General features: G+C 59.7%; 22 protein-coding genes. 14 read left to right on the plus strand and 8 right to left on the minus strand.

Annotated features, from left to right (window positions below; translation table 11 throughout):
• Positions 1–15 precede the first annotated feature (15 nt).
• The 7 genes from pepP (at position 16) to KHQ23_RS11270 (ending at position 9,537) form a co-directional block, all read left to right on the plus strand.
• A complete protein-coding gene (pepP, locus tag KHQ23_RS11240) occupies positions 16–1,332 on the plus strand; it encodes a Xaa-Pro aminopeptidase (RefSeq protein WP_002916483.1) in 1,317 nt (438 codons plus the stop codon).
• Positions 1,329–2,507 carry a 2-octaprenyl-6-methoxyphenyl hydroxylase gene (ubiH, locus tag KHQ23_RS11245; protein WP_002916482.1) on the plus strand — a complete coding sequence of 393 codons (1,179 nt, stop codon included), beginning with the start codon at positions 1,329–1,331 and terminating at the stop codon, positions 2,505–2,507. The genes pepP and ubiH overlap by 4 nt, the downstream gene beginning before the upstream one ends.
• 10 nt (positions 2,508–2,517) lie before the next feature.
• Positions 2,518–3,720, plus strand: coding sequence for an FAD-dependent 2-octaprenylphenol hydroxylase (gene ubiI, locus KHQ23_RS11250; protein ID WP_002916481.1), 1,203 nt, complete (start codon positions 2,518–2,520; stop codon positions 3,718–3,720).
• A 422-nt stretch (positions 3,721–4,142) separates the two neighbouring features.
• Positions 4,143–5,237, plus strand: coding sequence for a glycine cleavage system aminomethyltransferase GcvT (gcvT, locus tag KHQ23_RS11255; protein WP_002916480.1), 1,095 nt, complete (start codon positions 4,143–4,145; stop codon positions 5,235–5,237).
• Between the two features lie 24 nt (positions 5,238–5,261).
• Entirely contained in the window at positions 5,262–5,651 is a 390-nt protein-coding gene (gene gcvH / locus KHQ23_RS11260; protein ID WP_002916479.1) for a glycine cleavage system protein GcvH, read from the plus strand.
• A gap of 206 nt (positions 5,652–5,857) precedes the next feature.
• Positions 5,858–8,731, plus strand: a complete 2,874-nt coding sequence (gene gcvP / locus KHQ23_RS11265) for an aminomethyl-transferring glycine dehydrogenase (protein ID WP_023313619.1) — start codon at positions 5,858–5,860, stop codon at positions 8,729–8,731.
• A 62-nt stretch (positions 8,732–8,793) separates the two neighbouring features.
• On the plus strand, positions 8,794–9,537 hold the full coding sequence (locus tag KHQ23_RS11270) for an SDR family oxidoreductase (RefSeq protein ID WP_004174442.1): 744 nt from the start codon (positions 8,794–8,796) through the stop codon (positions 9,535–9,537).
• Positions 9,538–9,657: 120 nt separating this feature from the next.
• On the opposite strand, the gene KHQ23_RS11275 is transcribed toward KHQ23_RS11270, so the two are convergent.
• The 6 genes from KHQ23_RS11275 to KHQ23_RS11300 all read right to left on the minus strand — a co-directional run bounded on the left by KHQ23_RS11275 (position 9,658) and on the right by KHQ23_RS11300 (position 15,587).
• Positions 9,658–10,161 carry a protein disulfide oxidoreductase gene (locus KHQ23_RS11275; protein ID WP_004181240.1) on the minus strand — a complete coding sequence of 168 codons (504 nt, stop codon included), beginning with the start codon at positions 10,159–10,161 and terminating at the stop codon, positions 9,658–9,660.
• Complete coding sequence (locus KHQ23_RS11280; RefSeq protein ID WP_004210064.1) at positions 10,151–10,762, minus strand: DsbA family protein; 612 nt, start codon at positions 10,760–10,762, stop codon at positions 10,151–10,153. Before KHQ23_RS11280 ends, KHQ23_RS11275 begins: the two co-directional genes overlap by 11 nt.
• 1 nt (position 10,763) lies before the next feature.
• Positions 10,764–12,773, minus strand: coding sequence for a protein-disulfide reductase DsbD (locus tag KHQ23_RS11285; protein ID WP_032418365.1), 2,010 nt, complete (start codon positions 12,771–12,773; stop codon positions 10,764–10,766).
• Positions 12,774–12,822: 49 nt separating this feature from the next.
• Entirely contained in the window at positions 12,823–13,182 is a 360-nt protein-coding gene (locus KHQ23_RS11290) for a hypothetical protein (protein WP_004210062.1), read from the minus strand.
• 124 nt (positions 13,183–13,306) lie between these two features.
• The gene (bglA, locus tag KHQ23_RS11295) at positions 13,307–14,740 is read right to left on the minus strand and encodes a 6-phospho-beta-glucosidase BglA (RefSeq protein ID WP_002916322.1); all 1,434 of its coding nucleotides are present in this window, start codon (positions 14,738–14,740) and stop codon (positions 13,307–13,309) included.
• 118 nt (positions 14,741–14,858) lie between these two features.
• A complete protein-coding gene (locus KHQ23_RS11300) occupies positions 14,859–15,587 on the minus strand; it encodes a MurR/RpiR family transcriptional regulator (protein ID WP_002916321.1) in 729 nt (242 codons plus the stop codon).
• Positions 15,588–15,636: 49 nt separating this feature from the next.
• Here KHQ23_RS11300 and yqfB point away from each other — a divergent pair, with 49 nt between their 5' ends.
• Both yqfB and KHQ23_RS11310 read left to right on the plus strand, forming a co-directional pair.
• Entirely contained in the window at positions 15,637–15,948 is a 312-nt protein-coding gene (yqfB, locus tag KHQ23_RS11305) for a N(4)-acetylcytidine aminohydrolase (protein ID WP_004144734.1), read from the plus strand.
• A gap of 163 nt (positions 15,949–16,111) precedes the next feature.
• Positions 16,112–16,771: a hemolysin III family protein gene (locus tag KHQ23_RS11310; RefSeq protein WP_002916317.1), complete on the plus strand. Its 660-nt coding sequence runs from the start codon at positions 16,112–16,114 to the stop codon at positions 16,769–16,771.
• A 150-nt stretch (positions 16,772–16,921) separates the two neighbouring features.
• Here KHQ23_RS11310 and ygfZ read toward each other — a convergent pair whose 3' ends face one another.
• Complete coding sequence (gene ygfZ / locus KHQ23_RS11315) at positions 16,922–17,905, minus strand: tRNA-modifying protein YgfZ (RefSeq protein ID WP_002916313.1); 984 nt, start codon at positions 17,903–17,905, stop codon at positions 16,922–16,924.
• A 245-nt stretch (positions 17,906–18,150) separates the two neighbouring features.
• Between ygfZ and sdhE the strand changes: the two genes are divergently transcribed.
• Together sdhE and KHQ23_RS11325 are read left to right on the plus strand one after the other, a co-directional pair.
• Entirely contained in the window at positions 18,151–18,417 is a 267-nt protein-coding gene (gene sdhE / locus KHQ23_RS11320; RefSeq protein ID WP_002916312.1) for an FAD assembly factor SdhE, read from the plus strand.
• Positions 18,398–18,808, plus strand: coding sequence for a protein YgfX (locus KHQ23_RS11325; RefSeq protein ID WP_002916310.1), 411 nt, complete (start codon positions 18,398–18,400; stop codon positions 18,806–18,808). Before sdhE ends, KHQ23_RS11325 begins: the two co-directional genes overlap by 20 nt.
• Before the next feature lie 6 nt (positions 18,809–18,814).
• On the opposite strand, the gene fldB is transcribed toward KHQ23_RS11325, so the two are convergent.
• Complete coding sequence (fldB, locus tag KHQ23_RS11330; RefSeq protein WP_004144730.1) at positions 18,815–19,336, minus strand: flavodoxin FldB; 522 nt, start codon at positions 19,334–19,336, stop codon at positions 18,815–18,817.
• A gap of 100 nt (positions 19,337–19,436) precedes the next feature.
• Here fldB and xerD point away from each other — a divergent pair, with 100 nt between their 5' ends.
• The 3 genes from xerD to recJ are packed head-to-tail and all read left to right on the plus strand — an operon-like array spanning position 19,437 to position 22,808.
• The gene (xerD, locus tag KHQ23_RS11335; protein ID WP_004144729.1) at positions 19,437–20,333 is read left to right on the plus strand and encodes a site-specific tyrosine recombinase XerD; all 897 of its coding nucleotides are present in this window, start codon (positions 19,437–19,439) and stop codon (positions 20,331–20,333) included.
• A gap of 22 nt (positions 20,334–20,355) precedes the next feature.
• On the plus strand, positions 20,356–21,069 hold the full coding sequence (gene dsbC / locus KHQ23_RS11340; protein WP_002916301.1) for a bifunctional protein-disulfide isomerase/oxidoreductase DsbC: 714 nt from the start codon (positions 20,356–20,358) through the stop codon (positions 21,067–21,069).
• A 5-nt stretch (positions 21,070–21,074) separates the two neighbouring features.
• Positions 21,075–22,808: a single-stranded-DNA-specific exonuclease RecJ gene (recJ, locus tag KHQ23_RS11345; protein WP_032105216.1), complete on the plus strand. Its 1,734-nt coding sequence runs from the start codon at positions 21,075–21,077 to the stop codon at positions 22,806–22,808.
• Positions 22,809–22,828: the final 20 nt, after the last annotated feature.

A 22,828-nucleotide genomic window follows, 5' to 3' on the forward strand; every position in this document is an offset into this window, starting at 1 on the left:
CGTTCAGGGGGCGTCATGACTCAGCAGGAATTTCTATCGCGTCGCCAGACGCTGTTGGCGCAGATGCAGCCAGGCAGCGCGGCGCTGATTTTCGCCGCACCGGAAGCGGTGCGCAGTGCAGATTCGGAATATCCCTACCGGCAGAACAGCGATTTCTGGTACTTCACCGGCTTTAACGAACCGGAAGCGCTGCTGGTGTTGATTAAAAGCGATGAAACCCACAACCATAGCGTGCTGTTCAACCGGGTTCGCGATCTGACCGCTGAGATCTGGTTTGGACGCCGTCTGGGCCAGGAGGCCGCGCCGGCGAAGCTTGGCGTCGACCGGGCGCTGGCGTTCAGCGAAATCAACCAGCAGCTGTATCAGCTGCTCAACGGTCTGGACGCGATCTACTTCGCCCAGGGTGAATATGCCTATGCCGATGAGATTGTGTTCAACGCCCTCGAAAAACTGCGCAAAGGCTCGCGCCAGAATCTGCAGGCGCCGAACTCGGTTATCGACTGGCGGCCCATTGTGCATGAGATGCGCCTGTTTAAATCCGCGGAAGAGCTTGCCGTGATGCGCCGCGCCGGGGAGATCACCGCGCTGGCCCATACCCGGGCGATGGAAAAATGCCGCCCTGGCATGTTCGAATATCAGCTGGAAGGTGAAATTCTCCATGAATTCAACCGCCACGGGGCACGTTTCCCCTCCTATAACACCATCGTTGGCGGCGGCGAAAACGGCTGTATTCTGCACTACACCGAAAACGAATCTGAACTGCGCGACGGCGATTTAGTCCTGATTGACGCCGGCTGCGAGTATCGCGGCTATGCCGGGGACATTACCCGCACCTTCCCGGTAAACGGTAAATTTACCCAGCCGCAGCGCGAGATCTACGACATTGTGCTCGAATCGCTGGAGACCGCGCTGAAACTCTATCGGCCGGGCACCTCGATCTGTCAGGTCAACCAGGAAGTGGTGCGCATTATGATTACCGGCCTGGTGCGGCTGGGGATCCTGAAAGGCGAGATTGACGAGCTTATCGCCAACAACGCCCACCGCCCGTACTTTATGCATGGCCTGAGCCACTGGCTGGGTCTGGATGTGCACGATGTCGGTAATTACGACACCGACCGTTCGCGCGTCCTGGAGCCGGGAATGGTGCTGACCGTCGAGCCGGGACTGTATATCGCCACCGATGCCGACGTGCCGGCGCAGTATCGCGGCATCGGCATCCGTATTGAAGATGACATCGTGATTACCGAAGACGGTAACGAAAATCTCACCGCCGGCGTGGTGAAGAAGGCGGATGAGATCGAGGCGCTGATGGCGGCGGCGCGCCAGTCATGAGCGTGCTGATCGTCGGCGGCGGGATGACCGGGGCGACGCTCGCGCTGGCCATCTCCCGTTTGACCGGCGGCGCGCTGCCGGTCCACCTCATTGAAGCGCAGGATCCGCATTCGTCACGCCACCCTGGCTTTGACGACCGGGCGATCGCCCTGGCTGCGGGCACCTGCCAGCAGCTGGCGCGTATCGGTATCTGGCAACGCCTCGCCGAACGCGCGACGCCCATCCAGCGAGTACACGTCAGCGACCGCGGTCATGCCGGGTTTGTGAATCTGGCGGCCGCGGATTATGGCCTGTCGGCGCTGGGCCAGGTGGTTGAACTCCACGATGTCGGCCAGCGGCTGTTTGGTCTGCTGCGCGAGGCGCCAGGCGTCACGCTGCACTGTCCGGCGAAAGTGGAAGCGGTCAGTCGCAGCCAGGAGAGCGTCAGCCTTACGCTTGAGGGCGGCGAAATCATTAACGGTAAGCTGCTGGTGGCGGCGGACGGTTCCCGTTCGGCACTGGGCGCCCGCTGCGGCATCAGCTGGCAGCAGCAGCCGTATGAGCAGATAGCGATCATTGCTAACGTCAGCACCGCGTTGCCCCACGAAGGTCGCGCCTTCGAGCGCTTTACCGAGCATGGCCCGCTGGCGATGCTGCCGATGTCGCAAGGGCGCTGCTCGCTGGTGTGGTGTCATCCGCAGTCGCGCCGCGATGAGGTGCAGAGCTGGTCTGACGAACGCTTTTGTCAGGAGCTGCAGCAGGCATTCGGCTGGCGGCTGGGGCGTATTACCCACGCCGGGAAGCGCAGCGTCTATCCGCTGGCCCTCACCACCGCCAGCCGCGCGGTGTCGCACCGCCTGGCGCTGGTCGGCAACGCGGCGCAGACGCTGCACCCGATCGCCGGGCAGGGCTTTAATCTCGGCCTGCGCGATGTGATGAGCCTGGCGGAATTACTCGCTGACGCCCATCTCAGCGGCGAAGATGTCGGTCATTATCCACTGCTGTGCCGCTATCAGGCGCGCAGGGCAGGGGATAAAGCCGCCACCATCGGCGTGACCGATGGGCTGGTGCATCTGTTTGCCAACCGTTGGGCGCCGCTGGTGGCGGGGCGCAACGTCGGTCTGATGGCGATGGAATTATTTACCCCGGCGCGCGATGCGCTGGCGCAGCGTACCCTCGGTTGGGTTCCCCGTTAAGGAGTAGAACGTGCAAAGTGTTGATGTTGCCATTGTTGGCGGTGGAATGGTGGGGCTGGCGGTAGCCTGCGGTCTACAGGGTAGCGGCCTGCGCGTCGCAGTGCTGGAGAAAGCAGAGCCGCGACCGCTGGCCGCCGATGCGCCGCCGGCGCTGCGCGTTTCGGCAATTAATGCCGCCAGCGAAAAGCTGCTGACAAAGCTGGACGTCTGGCGCGAGATCGTCGCCCAGAGGGCCAGCTGCTATCACGGTATGGAAGTGTGGGATAAAGACAGCTTTGGCCACATTAGCTTCGATGACCAGAGCATGGGCTTTAGCCACCTTGGCTATATTATCGAAAATGCCGTAGTGCATCATGCATTGTGGCAGAAGGCGCAGCGTTGCGCTGACGTTACCCTGCTGGCTCCGGCGGAACTTCAGCAGGTGGCGTGGGGCGAGAATGAAGCCTTTCTCAGCCTGCAGGACGGCAGCATGCTGACCGCGCGGCTGGTGATCGGCGCCGATGGTGCCAATTCATGGCTGCGCAATAAAGCCGATATTCCGCTGACCTTCTGGGATTACCATCATCATGCGTTGGTGGCGACCATCCGTACCGCTGAGCCGCATCAGGCGGTGGCCCGCCAGGCGTTCCATGGCGACGGGATCCTCGCCTTCCTGCCGCTCAGCGATCCGCACCTGTGCTCGATCGTCTGGTCGCTATCGCCGGGGGAAGCGCAGCGGATGCAGCAGGCTGATGAAACCACCTTCAACCAGGCGCTGAATATCGCGTTCGATAATCGCCTTGGCCTCTGCCAACTGGCAAGTGAACGTGAAGTTTTCCCGCTGACCGGCCGCTATGCCCGTCAGTTTGCCGCCCACCGGCTGGCGCTGGTCGGCGATGCCGCGCATACCATCCATCCGCTGGCCGGGCAGGGGGTCAACCTCGGTTTTATGGATGCCGCCGAGCTTATTGACGAGCTGAAGCGCCTGCACGCTCAGGGCAAAGATATCGGCCAGCATCTTTATCTGCGCCGCTACGAGCGCAGCCGCAAGCACAGCGCGGCGCTGATGCTGGCGGGCATGCAGGGCTTCCGCGAAATGTTCTCCGGGAGCCATCCGGCGAAGAAATTTCTTCGCGATGTGGGACTCAAACTGGCCGATACGCTGCCGGGCGTGAAACCGCAGCTGATTCGCCAGGCGATGGGCCTCAACGATCTGCCTGCCTGGTTACGTTAACCGCGTCACACTTCTTTCACCCGGCCTGGGCGCCGGGTTTTCCCCCTCATTTGAAATATTCTAATTTCACCTCTTTTTTCGCATTAGATTTATTAATGCGTCCTTTTTTTTGTTAAAGAAATTAGAGCCGTAAAATCGCATAAAACACCATCATTACCTAATTGTCGCGCCGTTAATGTTAATTTTATGTGGCGTAAATCGCTTTTTTCCAGTCAATAACTCTGTAGGCTTTTCGGCGGATTTTAGCCATAAGCTAATGTGATGCCCTGAATGAGCTTATGGTTTAGCGCCGGGTTCGGTGGTAAGTTCAGGCCAAAGATAACGTTTGCGTCGGCGTCCGTCAGCGATGCCGACGCCGAATTTCGTGGCGCAAAATCGCCGACAATTTCGTGGCTGGTTCCGTTTTATTCGATGAGGAAAAGATGGCTCAACAGACTCCGTTGTATGAACAACACACGCTGTGCGGCGCGCGCATGGTGGATTTCCATGGCTGGATGATGCCGCTGCATTACGGGTCCCAGATTGATGAGCACCATGCGGTGCGCGGCGATGCAGGGATGTTCGATGTGTCGCATATGACCATCGTCGATTTCCACGGCAGCCGGATCCGCGAGTTCTTGCGCTATTTGCTGGCCAACGATGTGGCGAAGCTCACCACCCCGGGCAAAGCGCTCTACACGGGAATGCTTACCGCCTCCGCCGGCGTCATCGACGACCTGATTGTCTATTTCCTTTCTGAAGATTATTTCCGCCTCGTTGTTAACTCCGCCACCCGCGAAAAAGACCTCGCCTGGATCTCCGAACAAGCTGAACCTTACGGCCTTGAAATTACCGTTCGCGACGATCTGTCGCTGATCGCGGTCCAGGGCCCCCAGGCGAAAGCGAAGGCGGCGACGCTGTTTACCGACGCTCAACGTCAGGCCGTGGAAGGCATGAAGCCGTTCTTCGGCGTGCAGGCCGGCGACCTGTTTATCGCCACCACCGGCTATACCGGCGAAGCGGGTTATGAAATTGCGATGCCGAACGAGCAGGCGGCTGATTTCTGGCGCGGTCTGCTGGACGCTGGCGTTAAGCCGTGCGGTCTTGGCGCGCGCGACACCCTGCGCCTGGAGGCCGGGATGAACTTGTACGGCCAGGAGATGGACGAAGGCGTTTCCCCGCTGGCGGCGAACATGGGCTGGACTATCGCCTGGGAGCCCGCCGATCGTAACTTCATCGGCCGCGAAGCGCTGGAGATGCAGCGCGAAAAAGGCACCGAGCAGCTGGTTGGCCTGGTGATGACCGAGAAAGGCGTCCTGCGCGGTGGTCTGCCGGTCCGTTTTACCGATAGCGACGGTAATCAAAAAGAAGGCATTATCACCAGCGGCACCTTCTCGCCGACGCTGGGCTACAGCATCGCGCTGGCTCGCGTGCCGGCCGGGATTGGCGACACCGCGGTGGTGCAAATCCGTAACCGTGAAATGCCGGTAAAAGTGACTAAACCTGGTTTTGTACGCAATGGCAAAGCCATTGTGTGATTTCCCTTTTTTGGAGATGAATTGATGAGCAACGTACCAGCAGAACTGAAATACAGCAAAGAACACGAGTGGCTGCGTAAAGAAGCGGACGGCACCTATACCGTAGGGATCACCGAGCACGCGCAGGAGCTGCTTGGCGATATGGTTTTCGTTGACCTGCCGGAAGTGGGCGCCACCGTTGAAGCGGGCGCCGATTGCGCGGTTGCCGAATCCGTGAAGGCGGCCTCCGATATCTACGCGCCGATTAGCGGTGAAATCGTTGCCGTCAACGAAGAGCTGAACGACTCTCCGGAACTGGTCAACAGCGACCCGTATACCGACGGCTGGATCTTCAAGATCAAAGCCAGCGACGAAGCGCAGGTTGCCGCGCTGCTGGATGCCGCCGCGTATGAAGCTTTACTGGAAGACGAATAAATACGCTTCATCCTTCACGCTGCAGGGGCGTTGGCTTCCTGGCTCCCCCCGGTCACTTACTTTTGTAAGCTCCCGGGGAGTCGCTGTGTCGCCGCCTTCCTGCAACGCGAATGATTTTGCGTATTCTGGCCCGGTAAGCATCAGCGCTTGCCGGGCAAACCAGTCAGACAACCACGATTCACCGCACGTTTCAGGAACCATCGCTCATGACTCAGACTTTAAGTCAGCTTGAAAACCGCGACGCCTTTATTGAACGTCACATTGGCCCGGACGCTCAGCAACAGCAAGAGATGCTGAAGACCGTCGGCGCGGATTCGCTTAACGCCCTGATCGGCCAGATTGTGCCGCAGGATATCCAGCTGGCGACCCCACCGCAGGTGGGCGACGCGACTACCGAATTCGCCGCGCTGGCGGAGCTGAAGGCGATTGCCAGTCGCAACAAGCGCTTCAAGTCTTACATCGGCATGGGCTATACCGCCGTGCAGCTGCCGCCGGTCATTCAGCGCAACATGCTGGAAAACCCGGGCTGGTATACCGCCTATACCCCTTACCAGCCGGAAGTATCCCAGGGCCGTCTGGAGTCGCTGCTCAACTTCCAGCAGGTCACTCTGGATCTGACCGGGTTGGATATCGCTTCCGCTTCGCTGCTTGATGAAGCCACCGCCGCCGCCGAAGCGATGGCGATGGCCAAACGCGTCAGTAAACTGAAGAGCGCCAACCGCTTCTTCGTTGCCGCCGACGTCCATCCGCAAACCCTGGACGTGGTGCGCACCCGCGCGGAAACCTTCGGCTTCGAGGTGATCGTTGATGACGCCGACAAAGTGCTCGATCACCAGGATGTCTTCGGCGTGCTGCTGCAGCAGGTGGGCACCACCGGCGAAATCCACGATTACAGCAAACTGATCGCCGAGCTGAAAGCGCGCAAAGTGATTGTCAGCGTCGCTGCCGACTTTATGGCGCTGGTGCTGCTGACGGCGCCGGGCAAGCAGGGCGCGGATATCGTTTTCGGTTCCGCCCAACGCTTCGGCGTGCCGATGGGCTACGGCGGCCCGCACGCGGCCTTCTTCGCGGCGAAAGATGAATTCAAACGCTCCATGCCGGGCCGGATTATCGGCGTATCGAAAGATGCGGCGGGGAATACCGCGCTGCGCATGGCGATGCAGACTCGCGAGCAGCACATCCGCCGTGAGAAAGCGAACTCCAACATTTGTACCTCGCAGGTGCTGCTGGCCAACATCGCCAGCCTGTACGCGGTATTCCACGGCCCGGCGGGTCTGAAACGTATCGCTGGCCGCATTCATCGTCTGACCGACATTCTGGCCGACGGCCTGCAGAAGAAAGGGCTGAAGCTGCGCCATGCCCACTACTTCGACACCCTGTGCGTCGAAGTGGCGGATAAAGCCGCGGTGCTGGCGCGTGCCGAAGCCCTGCAGATTAACCTGCGCAGCGATATTCACGGCGCGGTGGGCATTACGCTCGATGAAGCGACCACCCGCGAAGATGTGCTGAACCTGTTCCGCGCCATCGTCGGCGACGATCACGGTCTGGATATCGATACCCTGGATAAAGACGTGGCGCTGGATAGCCGTTCGATCCCGGCGGCGATGCTGCGCGACGATGCGATCCTCACCCATCCGGTGTTTAACCGCTACCATAGCGAAACCGAGATGATGCGCTACATGCACGCCCTGGAGCGTAAAGATCTGGCGCTGAACCAGGCGATGATCCCGCTGGGCTCCTGCACCATGAAACTGAACGCCGCGGCGGAGATGATCCCGATCACCTGGCCGGAATTCGCCGAGCTGCACCCGTTCTGCCCGGTCGAGCAGGCGGAAGGGTATCAGCAGATGATCGCCCAGCTTTCAGACTGGCTGGTGAAACTGACCGGCTATGACGCCGTCTGTATGCAGCCGAACTCCGGCGCGCAGGGTGAATATGCTGGCCTGCTGGCGATTCGCCATTATCACGAGAGCCGCAACGAAGGCCATCGCGATATCTGCCTGATCCCTAGCTCCGCGCACGGCACCAACCCGGCTTCCGCGCAGATGGCGGGTATGCAGGTAGTGGTCGTTGCCTGTGATAAAAACGGCAACATCGATCTCGCCGATCTGCGTGAAAAAGCAGAGCAGGCGGGGGCGAATCTCTCCTGCATCATGGTCACCTATCCGTCGACCCACGGCGTGTATGAAGAGACCATTCGCGAAGTGTGCGAGATCGTGCACCAGTTTGGCGGCCAGGTTTATCTCGACGGCGCCAACATGAACGCCCAGGTCGGGATCACCTCTCCGGGCTTTATCGGCGCCGACGTTTCGCACCTCAACCTGCATAAAACGTTCTGCATTCCGCACGGCGGCGGCGGCCCGGGCATGGGCCCAATCGGCGTGAAAGCGCACCTGGCGCCGTTCGTGCCGGGCCACAGCGTGGTACAGATTGAAGGTATGCTGACCCGCCAGGGCGCGGTTTCCGCCGCGCCGTTCGGCAGCGCGTCCATTTTGCCGATCAGCTGGATGTATATCCGCATGATGGGCGCGGAAGGGCTGAAGCAGGCGAGCCAGAACGCGATCCTTAACGCCAACTACATCGCTACCCGACTGAAAGACGCCTACCCGGTGCTCTACACCGGTCGCGATGGTCGCGTAGCGCACGAATGTATTCTCGATATTCGTCCGCTGAAAGAAGAGACCGGCATTAGCGAGCTGGATATCGCCAAGCGCCTGATCGACTTTGGCTTCCATGCCCCGACCATGTCTTTCCCGGTAGCGGGGACGCTGATGGTTGAGCCGACGGAATCGGAAAGCAAGGTCGAGCTGGACCGCTTTATCGACGCGATGCTGGCGATCCGCGCGGAAATCGACCGCGTCAAAGCCGGCGAATGGCCGTTGGAGGATAACCCTCTGGTGAACGCGCCACACACCCAGGGCGAGCTGGTGGGCGAGTGGAACCATCCGTACAGCCGTGAGCTGGCGGTATTCCCGGCAGGGTTGCACAACAAGTACTGGCCGACGGTGAAACGTCTGGATGATGTCTACGGCGACCGCAACCTGTTCTGCTCCTGCGTACCGATGAGCGAATACCAGTAAGTTTGCGTTTTAGCTAAACTTTTAAAGGCGCTGCGGCGCCTTTATTTTTTTGGAGGGAAGGTATGGGAATAGCTCTTATTAGCGGCGCGAGCCGCGGCATAGGCCGGGCGACGGCGCTGCTGTTGGCGCAGGAAGGATATACCGTGGCGGTCAATTACCATCACAACATTAACGCCGCTACCGAGGTGGTGAATACCATTGTGGCGTCTGGCGGCAAAGCCACGGCGCTGCGGGCGGACATCAGCGATGAAGCGCAGGTGATGGCGATGTTTGAGGCGATCGACCGCATGGGCGAGCCGCTGACGGCGCTGGTCAACAACGCCGGGATCCTGTTTACCCAGTGTACGGTGGAGAGCCTGAGCGCCGAGCGTATTAACCGCGTGCTGGCCACCAACGTCACCGGTTACTTCCTCTGCTGTCGCGAGGCGGTAAAGCGCATGTCACATCGGCATGGCGGTAAGGGCGGGGCGATAGTTAACGTGTCGTCGGCGGCGTCGCGCCTTGGCGCGCCGGGGGAGTACGTTGACTATGCCGCGTCGAAAGGGGCGGTAGATACCCTGACCACCGGGCTGGCGCTAGAGGTGGCGGCGCAGGGGATCCGGGTCAACGGCGTGCGTCCGGGGCTGATTTATACCGAGATGCACGCCTCCGGCGGTGAACCGGGACGCGTGGATCGAGTGAAAGGTTCGCTACCGATGCAGCGCGGCGGCCAGCCGGAAGAGGTCGCTCAGGCCATTGCCTGGCTGCTGAGCGACAAAGCGTCGTATGTGACGGGTAGCTTCCTTGAACTGGCGGGCGGGAAATAACCCGTAGATGTCTATTGCCCGGCGGCGCTGCGCTTGCCGGGCCTACGGGGTCAAAGCCGAATGGTAGGCCGGGTGGCGGATACGCCTTACCCGGCATAAAAACCGCTAAAGCCCGACGGTCTACCAGGAGGCCAGCCACAGCCGCAGGCGCATTCCCCAACTGCTGGTCCAGCCGGTGGTAACCGACTTTACCTCGCCTTGAGAAATGACCACCAGCGTTGGCGTTACCTGGATGTCCCACTGCCGCGCCAGCTGGCCGCTTGGATCATTCACCGTCGGCAGCGCCAGTTTCTTCCTGGTCAGCCACTTCTCCAGCGTGACGTTATCGCCGGAACGCAGGGCTACCGTCAGCACATTGCCGCCGTCGGCGGCAAGCGATGCCACCGACGGCGTGGTATAGCGACAGACTCCGCACCAGGTCGCCCAGACGTACAGCAGCAGCGGCTTTTGCTGGCTTATGGCATGCAGATCCAGCGTCCTGCCGTCGAGTGTCTGCAGCGATGTGGCGCTGACGTTTTGCGGCAGCGCGGGCTGGCGAAAATAATCCACCGCCAGGCTCACCGCCGCGCCAATCAGCAGCCACACCGCCAGCTCGCGCAGCCAGCGCCTGATTTTACTGGCCACGGGCTTTCGCCAGCTGTTCTTTCACCAGCCCCTCCAGCTCATCAGCAGGGATCGCGCCAGCCACCATCTGATCGCCGATGATGGTCGCCGGGGTGCCCTGAATATTCAGCACCTGCGACAAAATCAGGTTCATCTTCAGCGAATCCATGGTCTTGTCATCGATATTTACGCTATCGGTGGCGGTTTTCTTCTGCGCGGCGGCGATACTGGCGTCATCGTGATAGCCTTTTTTCGCCATCAGCCGCTGATGCAGCGCCCAGAATTTATCGGGCTGCTGACGCCAGGTGGAGAGCGCGATTTTAGCGGCATTCACCGAACTCTGCCCTTTAAACGGCAGCAGCTTAACGATGAGCTGGATGTCCGGATTATCGTGGACGATTTTTTCCAGCAGCGGATCAAACTGTTTGCAGTAAGGGCAGTTGTAATCGGTAAACGAGACGATCGTGAGTTTTGGCTCTTTCGCGCCGGTGCGCGGGCTATTCGGATCGTTAAACAGCAGCTGGGCTAACTGGTCATTACCGTTCGATTGTGGTTCTTCCGCCGGGGCGGCGAAACTGAAGGCCGATACGCACAACAGTAATAAGGCGGTGATAGCTCTCATGTTATTTTCCTTTAGCGGCGGACAGGGTGGCGAGAAGGTGTTCGCGGTCTAACAGCGCAGGCAGAATCTGTCCCTGCGGCAATTCCGGTCCGTAAATCTGGTTAAACGGCACCGCGGCGCTGCCGCGAGCGGTTAAAAACTGGCTAATGACAGCGGAGGGGCGGCTCCAGTCGCCGCGCAGGGCGACTACGTCTGGCGCTAACAGCGCCTGCTGGACGTCGTCGCGCAGCAGCACGTTGTATTTATTGGCTTTACAGGTCACGCACCAGTCGGCGGTGACATCAATAAATACCCGCTTATGCTCCGCCAGGGCGCTGGCGATAGCCTGCTCGCTGAGCGGCTGCCAGTTAACCCGGTCGCGGCGCGGGCCCTGGCCGTCCTGTTGGGCGACAAAGGCGACGGCGCCCGCTACCACGATGGCCAGGGCGCCCGCGCGCAGCGCCGTCCGCCAGCGGTAGCGCCAGGCGGTGGCCACTAGCAGGGCGATGGCCAGAATCACCAGCAGGGTAAGCACCGGCGTACGGCCGATGTGGATCGTCAGCAGGCTGACCAGCCATAGCGCTGAACCAAGCATCATTAGCCCCAGCACCACCCGCAGATGATTCATCCAGCGGCCCGGGCGTGGCAGTCGTTGCGCCAGACCCGGCCAGGCAACGATCAGCAGCCACGGCAGGCTCATGCCGATCCCCATGGCGAAGAAAATGCCCCACAGCAGCGGCAGGGGCGCCACCAGCGCCACCGACACGGCGGTACCGAGGAACGGCGCGGTACAGGGCGTCGCCAGCAGGGTGGCGAAGGCGCCCTGCCAGAAATGGCCCATTAAGCCGTTGCCGCCCCTGGTGGCGAGGAAAGTGCTGGCGCTGGAGGAGAGGCGGATTTCGAACAGCCCCAATAAACTGGCGCTGAACAGCACCATCACCAGCGCCATCGCGCCGATAAACCACGGGTTCTGGAACTGGATGCCCCAGCCGAGCGCCTGATTCCCCAGGCGTAGCGCGGTCATCATCAGCGCCAGCGCCAGGAACGAGACGACGATCCCGCACACCGAGGCGAGGAACTGCCGCCGCACCGCGCCGCGTTCGCGACCTTCGGTTTGCACCAGCGAGCCGAGCTTCATCGCCAGCACCGGCAGCACGCAGGGCATGACGTTGAGAATAAGCCCGCCGGCCAGCGCCATCAGCAGCACCCAGCCTAACGCCAGCCCCGGCGCGGCGCTGCCGGCGGCGACGGCGATTTGGCTTTCCTGCGCCTGACCGCTATCGGCCAGCACCAGCGACAGCGTTTTGCCGCTCAGATCCGGCGCCGCTTCGCCCCAGCTATCGGTGACTGGTACGGTGGCGGTCAACGTATCGCCGCGGCTGGTAAAGCTCGGCTTACCGAAATCGACATCCTCCATGCTGTCGATAAACAGCGCTGGCTGCTGCCAGCCGGCATCGCGGCGGGCGGTCACCGTCAGTTTGCCGCTGACGTAGCTGGCGGTCAGTTGCGAAGTCAGGCCATCGCGCAGCGGCAGTGTGCCCATCGCGCGGGTAAAATCATAATTAAATCGCTCCCCCGACGGAGTCGTCATATCCAGCGAAAAGGGATAGTCAGTGAGAATACAGACATTGCTGCAGGTAGAGAGCGTCAGGACGCCGCTAAGCGTCGGCGGTATTTTGCCGCGCAGCGTCATCGGAAAGCTGACGTCGCCGTGATAGCCCTGAGTGGAAATGCCCGCGACGTCGAAGCGCTGCGGCGTCGGCCAGCGCCAGCTCACCTCCAGCGGCGTGTGCCAGGCGATAGCCGGCGCGATGCCGCCTTCCCCTGGCGAGCGCCAGTAGGTTTTCCAGCCCTTTTCCAGCGCTACGTCTAAAAGCAGGCGAGTGTCGCCATTGCTCTCGGTTTGCGCCCGCAGGCGGACGCTGGCGTGTTGATTGTCGGCGGCGCGCAGCCAGCCGCTGTCGGCGGCCTGGCTGACGGGCAGCCATAGCCAAAGCAGGCAGACCAGTAGTCGCCTGAATACCATATACATAAGTTTGCTCCGTAAGTGATGAATTAACCTGAACTGTCAGGAGAATCAATCACTCACGGAAGATGCATAATCGCAGATGCACCCGCAATCGGGGTGAGGAGATAACGCGGGGAGGCCACTGGCGTTCGATACGCGGCGGGATCGCCGCCAGCACCGCCAGCAGCAGGGTGATAGCCAACAGCGCCCCTTCAAACAGCATCGGCGGAACGGCCATCAGCGACTTGGCGCTGAGCTCGCACGGCGTGACCGGCGCCTCGGCCTGATCCTGGTTTTGCTGTAGCGACGGGCTGTCGGCGGTGAGGTTCATGACCAGCGCGTGCATCCCGGCCATCCGTTGAGCGGTGCAGGTTAGCACCACCAGACAGGCCAGGAGGACAAAAAGAATGGCTTTGCGTTGTCGCTTAATCATGATTGCCTCAAATATTCACGAGGCTTATCTTAACGGGCGAACGGGTTTTGGCAATGGTAAAGCTGTAAAGAAGTGTCTGGCGGATAAGCAATTAGCCCTCCCCCGGCCGGGAGAGGGCGGTTAGTTACAGGTTCTCACCGTTGCTGGCGATGACCTCTTTGTACCAGTTAAAGCTCTTCTTGCGCGAGCGGGACATGTCGCCGGTGCCATCGTCGTGTTTGTTGACGTAGATGAAGCCGTAGCGTTTGCTGTACTGCCCGGTGGTGAAGGAGACGCAGTCGATGCAGCCCCATGGGGTATAGCCCAGCAGATCGACGCCGTCATAAGTGACCGCTTTGATCATCTCTTCGATGTGGGCGCGCAGGTAGTCGATGCGGTAGTCATCGTTGATGCTGCCGTCGGCTTCTACTTTGTCGTAGGCGCCAAAGCCGTTTTCCACGATAAACAGCGGCTTCTGATAACGCTCATACAGTTCACACAGAGAATAGCGCAGGCCGACCGGGTCAATCTGCCAGCCCCAGTCGGAGGCTTTGACGTGCGGGTTCGGCACGCTGCCTTCGAAACCGGAAATGGCGTCGCCAGTGCCGCCCTCGGCTTTCACCGCGTTGGTCATGTAGTAGCTGAAGCCGAGATAGGCGCAGGTACCTTCGCGCAGGATCTGCGCGTCGCCGTCTTCCATCCTGATGTTGAAGCCGCGGCGTTCCCATTCATTCAACACATAGCTCGGGTAGTAACCGCGCAGCTGGACGTCGGTAAAGACGTAGCGCTCGCGCATCGACTCCTGGGCGAACATGACATCTTCCGGTTTGCAGGAGTAAGGGTAGAGGGCGACCATCGCCAGCATGCAGCCGACCTGCATGTCCGGGTTGATGCGCCGCGCCGCTTTCACCGCCAGCGCGCTGGCCACGAACTGGTGGTGCAGCACCTGGTACATGGTCTCTTCCGGATTGTCATGCTCGGTATAGACCACCCCGGAGCAGCAGTAGCCGAACAGCGGCGCGCGCCAGTTGCGCTGGTTGTTGATCTCGTTAAAGGTCATCCAGTATTTCACTTTGTGCTTATAGCGCTCGAAGACCACTTCGGCGAAGCGTACAAAGAAATCGACCACTTTGCGGTTGGTCCAGCCGCCGTACTGCTGCACCAGGTGCAGGGGCATCTCGAAGTGGGAGAGGGTGATCACCGGTTCGATGTTGTATTTCAGCAGCTCGTCGAACATGTCGTCGTAGAACTTCAGCCCCTCTTCATTCGGCTGGGTTTCGTCACCCTGCGGGAAGATGCGGGTCCAGGCGATAGAGGTGCGGAAGCATTTGAAGCCCATCTCGGCGAACAGTTTGATGTCTTCTTTGTAGCGACCGTAGAAGTCGACGGCTTCGTGGTTCGGGTAGTATTTTCCCGCTTCGACCTGGTGGGTGATTTCGCGCGGCACGCCGTGCGCCCCGCCGGTCAACACATCGCAGATGCTGGGGCCTTTGCCGCCCTGATCCCAGCCGCCTTCAACCTGATGCGCGGCGACCGCGCCGCCCCATAAAAAATCTTTCGGAAGGGTTAATTTTTTCATCCTGGCTAATCTCTCTAATAACTATTGTTCTCGAGTCTAGCAAAGTGAAAGTGAATGTCACGATATAACAAATTCCGCCAAAGGTAATATGTTACATCAAAAAAACAGGCTGTTATTTTTAGCTGATTTTGCGCGCTAATTTACGTCCGAGGGATTCGAGAATATAGATCACTGGAATTTGCGTTGTAATATCGTAGACGCCGCCAATGCGCGTCTGCGGCACGTGCCAGGAGAGATTGAAATCAGCCAGTTTGGCCAGCCGCGAATGCTCATGGCTGGTAATCGACATCACCTTGCAATGATGTAGGCTGAACTGGCTGGCGAAACGCAGGATCTCTTCCGTCTCGCCAGAGACGGAAAGCACGATCGCCAGCGCGTTGCGGGCCATATCGTTGGTTACCGGAAAATAGGGATCGTCAATATGGTTGCTGAATTTACCGACGTTGGAGAAGAAGCGTGCGCCATATTTCGCCAGCGCGCCGGAGGTGCCGGCGCCGACAAAAATAATACGTTCGGAGGCGAGAATAATATCGACGGCCTGCTCGAGTAATTCATCGAACTCGTCATTATTGACGCTTTTAAAAAAGCTCATTATTTCGCTGGCGCCGATATTTGCCTGTTGAGGCTCATTCTGCTCGAGATATAATTTAAAGCGCACGCGAAATTCAGAGTAGCCCTCGCACTGCAGTTTGCGGCAGAAGCGTAACACGGTGGTCGTGGAGACCCCGGCGGCCTCGGCCAGTTCGCGGATGGTCATGTACATCACTTTGTCACGATTTTTAATGACGTAGTGGTAGACCATCATCTCAAGATTATTGAGACTGGCGACAGCGGCGTGGGAGAACATACTCACAGGGCGAACTCACAATTCATAATGACCAGGACGGAATTATATCATGCAGGCCAATGACATTACCTTTTTTCAGCGTTTTCAGGACGACATCCTCGCCGGGCGCAAAACCATCACCATTCGCGATGCAGCGGAGTCGCACTTTAAGCCCGGCGATGTGCTGCGCGTTGGGCGCTATGAAGATGACGGCTATTTTTGCACCATCGCCGTGACCGCGACCTCGACGGTGACGCTCGATACGCTGACCGAACAGCATGCGCAACAGGAGAATATGACTCTCGGGCAGCTGCGGCAGGTCATCAGCGACATCTATCCTGGCGAGAGCCAGTTTTATGTCATTGAATTCAAAACGCTTTAAGATAATCAGGAACAGCTGTGAGTTGAAATAAAAATGTAACTTTTTGATTTTAATGTATTTACAAATATACATCGTTTTATTTTAGCTAACAGGTGTTCACTGGAATCATTCTCAGTTACCCTAAGTGGGCAATGAAAGCGTTCTTGTTTTCACGGAGTCCAGTATGGTTCGCAAACCATTAATCACTCAGGGATATTCTCTGGCAGAGGAAGTTGCCAACAGCATCAGCCACGGGATCGGGCTGGTGTTCGGTATCGTCGGCCTTGTGTTGCTGCTGGTGCAGGCGGCGGATACAAACGCCAGCGCGACGGCGATCGCCAGCTACAGCCTGTACGGCGGCAGCATGATTATGCTGTTCCTCGCTTCCACGCTCTATCACGCGATCCCGCATCAGCGGGCGAAACAGTGGCTGAAGAAATTCGACCACTGCGCTATCTACCTGTTGATTGCCGGGACCTACACGCCGTTTTTGCTGGTGGGATTGAATTCACCGCTGGCGAAGGGGCTGATGATCGTCATCTGGAGCCTGGCGCTGCTGGGGATCCTGTTTAAGCTGACCATCGCGCACCGCTTTAAAATTTTGTCGCTGGTGACCTATCTGACCATGGGCTGGCTGTCGCTTATCGTGGTCTATCAGCTGGCAGTGAAGCTGGCGGTGGGCGGGGTAACGCTGCTGGCGGTTGGCGGGGTGGTGTACTCGCTGGGGGTCATCTTCTACGTCTGCAAACGTATTCCTTATAACCACGCTATCTGGCACGGCTTCGTGCTCGGCGGCAGCGTGTGTCACTTCCTGGCGATTTATCTTTACATCGGCCAGTCCTGATAAACATCCCACGGTGGCGCTGCGCTTACCGTGGCTACAATACTCTACGGCCTGGAAATTCCACGGTGGCGCTACGCTTACCGTGGCTACGATATTCTGCGGCCGGGTAGCCCGGCTAAGGCGCAAGCGCCGCAAGCCGGGAACTTTTCCTTAATTTTCTTCCAGCGAATACGGCAATGGTTTGATGCTCAGGCTGCCGGCATCGTCGCGTACACGGAACACGCTGTCCGGTTCCATGTCGTTATTCATCACTACCTGGACCATCAGGCTTCCGTCATCCAGCTGTACGGCTGCCAGCACCGTACCGGTGCGGCGCCAGTTGTCGCCCATCTTCAGCTCCAGGTCTTCCCCGGCTTCCGGCACCCGGCTGGCGGTCCCTGACAGCGTCCACAGCGCGCGCTTATTGGCGCCGCGGAATTTCGCCCTCGCGACCATTTCCTGGCCGGTGTAGCAGCCTTTTTTGAAGCTGATGCCGCCCAGCGCCTGCAGGTTGGTGGCCTGCGGAATGAACTGCCCGCTGTTAGCGCTGTCGATAACCGGCAGGCCGGCTTCAATATTCAGCGCCAGCCACTGTTGGCTGTTGTTAAACTGCGCTTCGCCGCGCAACGCGTCGGTGACGCGGTTGGCGGTGTCGACATCGGTCACCAGCAGGAAGCGCTCGCCCGGGTGTTCAAACCACAGCAGGCTGGTGGCGCCTTCGCTGACCACCGGGGTGGCAGCGTCGGGCAAGGCGGCGAACAGCGGCGCCAGCGCGGCGCGCGCCTGGAAGCCGGCTACTCCCAGCAGAACCAGATCGTCGTTGGCGGCAATGGTGACTTTGGAGAAGACGGCATATTTTTTCAGCTCGGTCAGCTGCGCGTCGCGCAGGCTGCGGCGCTCAATCCACGCGAAGCCGCCCTCGCGACGGAATACGCGCAGGTTGCTCCACATCTTGCCTTTGGCATCACAGTGGGCGGCAAGCAGATGCTGGGCATCGGTGAGATGACTCACATCGGCGGTAATCTGCCCCTGCAGATATTTTTCGCTGTCCGGCCCGCTAATTGTCGCCAGCGCCCAGTCATCCAGGGTCATCAGCGTTAACGGCAGACGAGCGGAAGAGGAAGGCTGACGCGGAGGAAAAGGTGTAAAAGCCATAGTCATATCCTGAATCGCTTAACGCAGTGTGTGTGACCAATGGTAAAAGAGCTATAGTGCATTGCAAGTGCTTTCAACAGGCCATTTGTGCGCTGGCGTGAGACAGCCGCCTGACGCAGGGAATCAATAAACCCATCATTATTTTAAGGTTTTTATGGAAGGATGCTCGCATTCAGCGATATTCCTGTAAAGTTACGGCAGAAAACGGGTTAAACTAACCTATATTTTGCTGCTGGAAGGTCAACATGGACATTAACAATAAAGCACGTATCCACTGGGCATGCCGCCGCGGGATGCGCGAACTCGACATCTCCATCATGCCGTTCTTTGAGTATGAGTACGATACCCTCAGCGACGCTGACAAACAGCTGTTCATTCGCCTGCTGGAAAATGACGATCCGGATCTGTTCAACTGGCTGATGAACCACGGCAAACCGGCCGATGCGGAGCTGCAGCGGATGGTAACCTTAATTCAGACACGGAATCGGGAACGTGGTCCTGTGGCAATCTGATCTCCGTATCTCCTGGCGCGCGCAGTGGTTTTCCCTGCTGCTTCACGGCGTGGTGGCGGCCCTGGTGCTGTTGGTTCCCTGGCCGCTGAGCTATACCCCGATCTGGCTGCTGCTGCTGTCGCTGGTGGTCTTCGACTGCGTGCGCAGCCAGCGGCGGATCCATGCCCGTCGCGGGGAGATAAAACTGCTCACCGATTCCCGTCTTCGCTGGCAAAACGCCGAATGGGAAATCCTCGGGACGCCGTGGGTTATCAATAGCGGTATGCTGCTGCGTTTGCGCCATGTCGATACCCGGCGCGGACAGCATCTTTGGCTGGCGGCGGACAGCATGGACGCCGGAGAGTGGCGCGATCTGCGCCGGCTGGTGCTGCAAAAACCGGCGCAGGAGTAAGCCGCGTCAGGAAAAGTGTTCGGCCATTTCGCCGAGGATCTGCTCGCACCAGCTCTGGATGCGCTCGTCGCTCAGGTCGTACTGGTTGGTTTCATCCAGCGCCAGGCCAACGAACAGTTGGCCATCGGCGATCACCGGTTTCGGGCTGGTGAACTCATAGCCTTCGGTTGGCCAGTAGCCGACAAACTTCACGCCCTTGGTCGCCAGCTTGTCATGCAGCATGCCGAGCGCGTCAAGGAACCATTCGCCGTAGCCCAGCTGATCGCCCATGCCGTACAGCGCGACGATCTTTCCCTCGAGGTTCAGGGTGTCCAGCTGATCCCAGACCGCTTCCCAGTCTTCCTGAATTTCGCCGAAATCCCAGGTCGGGATGCCAAGGATCAGTACGTCGTACTGGCTCATCAGCGCGGGGGAGTCATCTTTCAGATTGTGCAGCGTCACCAGTTCGGGGCCGATGATATCGCGGATTTTCTCCGCGGCCATTTCGGTGTAGCAGGTACTGGAGCCGTAAAACAGACCTATATTCATCGCGTAAACATCTCGATTCTTGCCGTGAATGGCGGGCAGTGTACCAGAAAGGCGTCCTCTTAAGGCATAATGAGAGCGTTTAACGAACAAAGAGGCCGATGTGAAACAGGATCTGGCACTAATCGAACAGTTTCTCGATGCCCTTTGGCTGGAGCGCAACCTGGCGGAGAATACGCTCAGCGCCTACCGTCGCGATTTGACGATGTTAGTTGAGTGGCTGCACCATCGCGGCCTGTCGCTGGCAAGCGTTGGCAGCGACGATCTGCAGGCGCTGCTGGCTGAGCGGCAGTCCGGCGGCTACAAAGCCACCAGCACCGCGCGCCTGCTGAGCGCCGTGCGCCGTTTTTTCCAGCATCTGTACCGGGAAAAAATTCGCCCGGACGATCCCAGCGCGCTGCTGGCCTCGCCGAAGCTACCGCAGCGGCTGCCAAAAGATCTCAGTGAGGCGCAGGTTGAGCGCCTGCTGCAGGCGCCGCTGGTGGAGCAGCCGCTGGAATTGCGCGATAAAGCGATGCTGGAGGTGCTGTATGCCACCGGCCTGCGCGTCTCGGAGCTGGTGGGGCTGACGATGAGCGACATCAGCCTGCGGCAGGGCGTGCTGCGGGTGGTGGGAAAAGGCAACAAAGAGCGGCTGGTGCCGCTGGGGGAAGAGGCGGTACTGTGGGTGGAAAATTACCTCGAGTATGGTCGCCCCTGGCTGCTGAACGGCGTGGCGTCGGATGTCTTATTTCCCAGCCAGCGCGCCCAGCAGATGACGCGCCAGACCTTCTGGCATCGGATTAAACACTATGCCGTACTGGCGGGGATCGACAGCGAAAAGCTTTCCCCGCACGTGTTACGCCATGCGTTCGCCACGCATTTGCTCAATCATGGCGCCGATCTGCGCGTGGTGCAGATGCTGTTAGGACACAGCGATCTCTCCACCACGCAGATATACACCCACGTGGCGACCGAGCGTCTGCGACAACTTCATCAACAGCACCACCCGCGGGCGTGAGTGCTGAACAAAAGGACTGAGTATGAAAAAAGGTTTATTGATGTTCACCCTGCTGGCGGCCTCCCTTTCAGGAGCGGCGCACGCCGATAGCGCGGCAATTAAACAGTCGCTGGCGAAGCTGGGTGTGCAGAGCACCGATATTCAACCATCGCCGGTTTCCGGGATGAGCACGGTGCTGACCGACAGCGGCGTGCTGTACGTGACCGACGACGGCAAACATATCATCCAGGGGCCGATGTACGACGTGAGCGGCGCGCAGCCGGTCAACGTCACCAACCAGCTGCTGCTGGGTAAGCTGAACGCGCTGAGCAATGAGATGATTGTCTACAAAGCGCCGAAGGAGCAGCACGTCATCACCGTCTTCACCGATATTACCTGCGGCTACTGTCATAAACTGCACGAGCAGATGAGCGACTACAACGCGCTGGGGATCACCGTGCGCTATCTGGCCTTCCCGCGCCAGGGTCTGCAAAGCCAGGCGGAGCAGGACATGAAGGCCATCTGGTGCGCGAAAGATCGCAACAAAGCGCTGGATGACGCCATGAATGGTAAAGGCGTGCAGCCGGCGAGCTGCAGCGTAGATATCGCCAAACATTACACCCTCGGCGTGCAGATGGGCGTCAACGGTACGCCGGCGATGGTCCTCAGTAACGGCATGGTGCTGCCGGGCTATCAGGGGCCGAAAGAGCTGAAGGCGTTCCTTGATGAGCACAAAAAACAGACAAGCGGTAACTGATTCGCGTGAAACAACAGATACAACTACGCCGCCGCGAGGCGGTTGACGGCGTCGAACTCCCCGCCGACCTGCCGCCGCTGCTGCAGCGGCTATATGCCAGCCGCGGGGTGCGCAGCGCGCAGGAGCTGGAGCGCAGCGTCAAAGGCATGCTCCCCTGGACGCAGCTCACCGGCGTTGAAAAAGCGGTCGAGATGCTGCATGACGCGTTCCAGAAAGGGTTGCACATCGTGGTGGTCGGTGATTTTGACGCCGACGGCGCCACCAGCACCGCGCTCAGCGTGTTGGCCCTGCGCGCGCTGGGTTACGGCAACGTCTCCTATCTGGTGCCGAACCGCTTTGAAGACGGCTACGGTTTAAGCCCGGAAGTGGTCGATCAGGCCCATGCTCGCGGCGCGCAGATGATCATGACCGTCGACAACGGGATCTCGTCCCATGCCGGCGTCGATCATGCCCATGCGCTGGGGATCCCGGTGCTGGTGACCGATCACCATCTGCCGGGCGAGACGCTGCCGGCGGCGGAAGCTATCGTTAATCCCAACCTGCGCGATTGCGACTTCCCGTCAAAATCACTGGCCGGGGTGGGGGTGGCGTTTTATCTGATGCTGGCGCTGCGCACTTTTCTGCGCGATAAAGGCTGGTTCGACGCTCGCGGCATCCCCGCACCGAACCTTGCCGAGCTGCTGGATCTGGTGGCGCTTGGCACCGTCGCGGACGTCGTGCCGCTGGATGCTAACAACCGTATCCTCACCTGGCAGGGGTTAAGCCGCATTCGCGCCGGCAAATGTCGGCCCGGTATTAAGGCGCTGCTGGAAATTGCCAACCGCGATCCGCAAAAGCTGGCGGCCAGCGACCTCGGTTTCGCCCTCGGGCCGCGCCTGAACGCGGCGGGACGGCTGGACGACATGTCGGTCGGTGTCGCGCTGCTGCTGTGCGATAACATCGGCGAAGCGCGGGTGCTGGCCAACGAGCTCGATGCGCTTAATCAGACGCGCAAAGAGATTGAGCAGGGGATGCAGGCGGAAGCGCTAACGCTCTGTCAGCAGCTGGAGCGCAGCGCGGATACCCTGCCCGGCGGGCTGGCGATGTACCATCCGCAATGGCATCAGGGGGTAGTCGGCATTCTCGCCTCGCGGATTAAGGAGCGCTTCCATCGCCCGGTTATCGCTTTTGCGCCTACCGGCGACGGCACGCTGAAAGGCTCCGGTCGTTCCATTCAGGGGTTGCATATGCGCGATGCGCTGGAGCGCCTTGATACGCTTTATCCCGGGCTAATCCTGAAGTTCGGCGGCCACGCGATGGCGGCGGGCTTATCGCTGGAGGAGGCGCGTTTTGAAGAGTTTCAACAGCGCTTCGGCGAGCTGGTGACCGAATGGCTGGATCCTGCGCTGTTGCAGGGCGAGGTGGTTTCCGATGGCCCGCTGGCGGCGGCGGAGATGAGCATGGAAGTGGCGCAGATGCTGCGCGACGCCGGGCCGTGGGGGCAGATGTTCCCGGAACCGCTGTTTGACGGTCGTTTTCGCCTGCTGCAGCAGCGGCTGGTGGGCGAGCGTCACCTGAAGGTGATGGTCGAACCGGTTGACGGCGGGCCGCTGCTGGACGGTATCGCCTTCAACGTTGATACTTCCATCTGGCCGGATAACAGCGTGCGTGAAGTCCAGTTAGCCTACAAGCTCGACATCAACGAGTTCCGCGGCAACCGTAGCCTGCAGCTGATCATCGATCACCTCTGGCCAAATTGACAACAGTGTAGGAATAAGGG

The sequence above is a fragment of the Klebsiella sp. 64 genome (genome assembly GCF_018223915.1).
GTDB lineage: Bacteria > Pseudomonadota > Gammaproteobacteria > Enterobacterales > Enterobacteriaceae > Klebsiella > Klebsiella pneumoniae.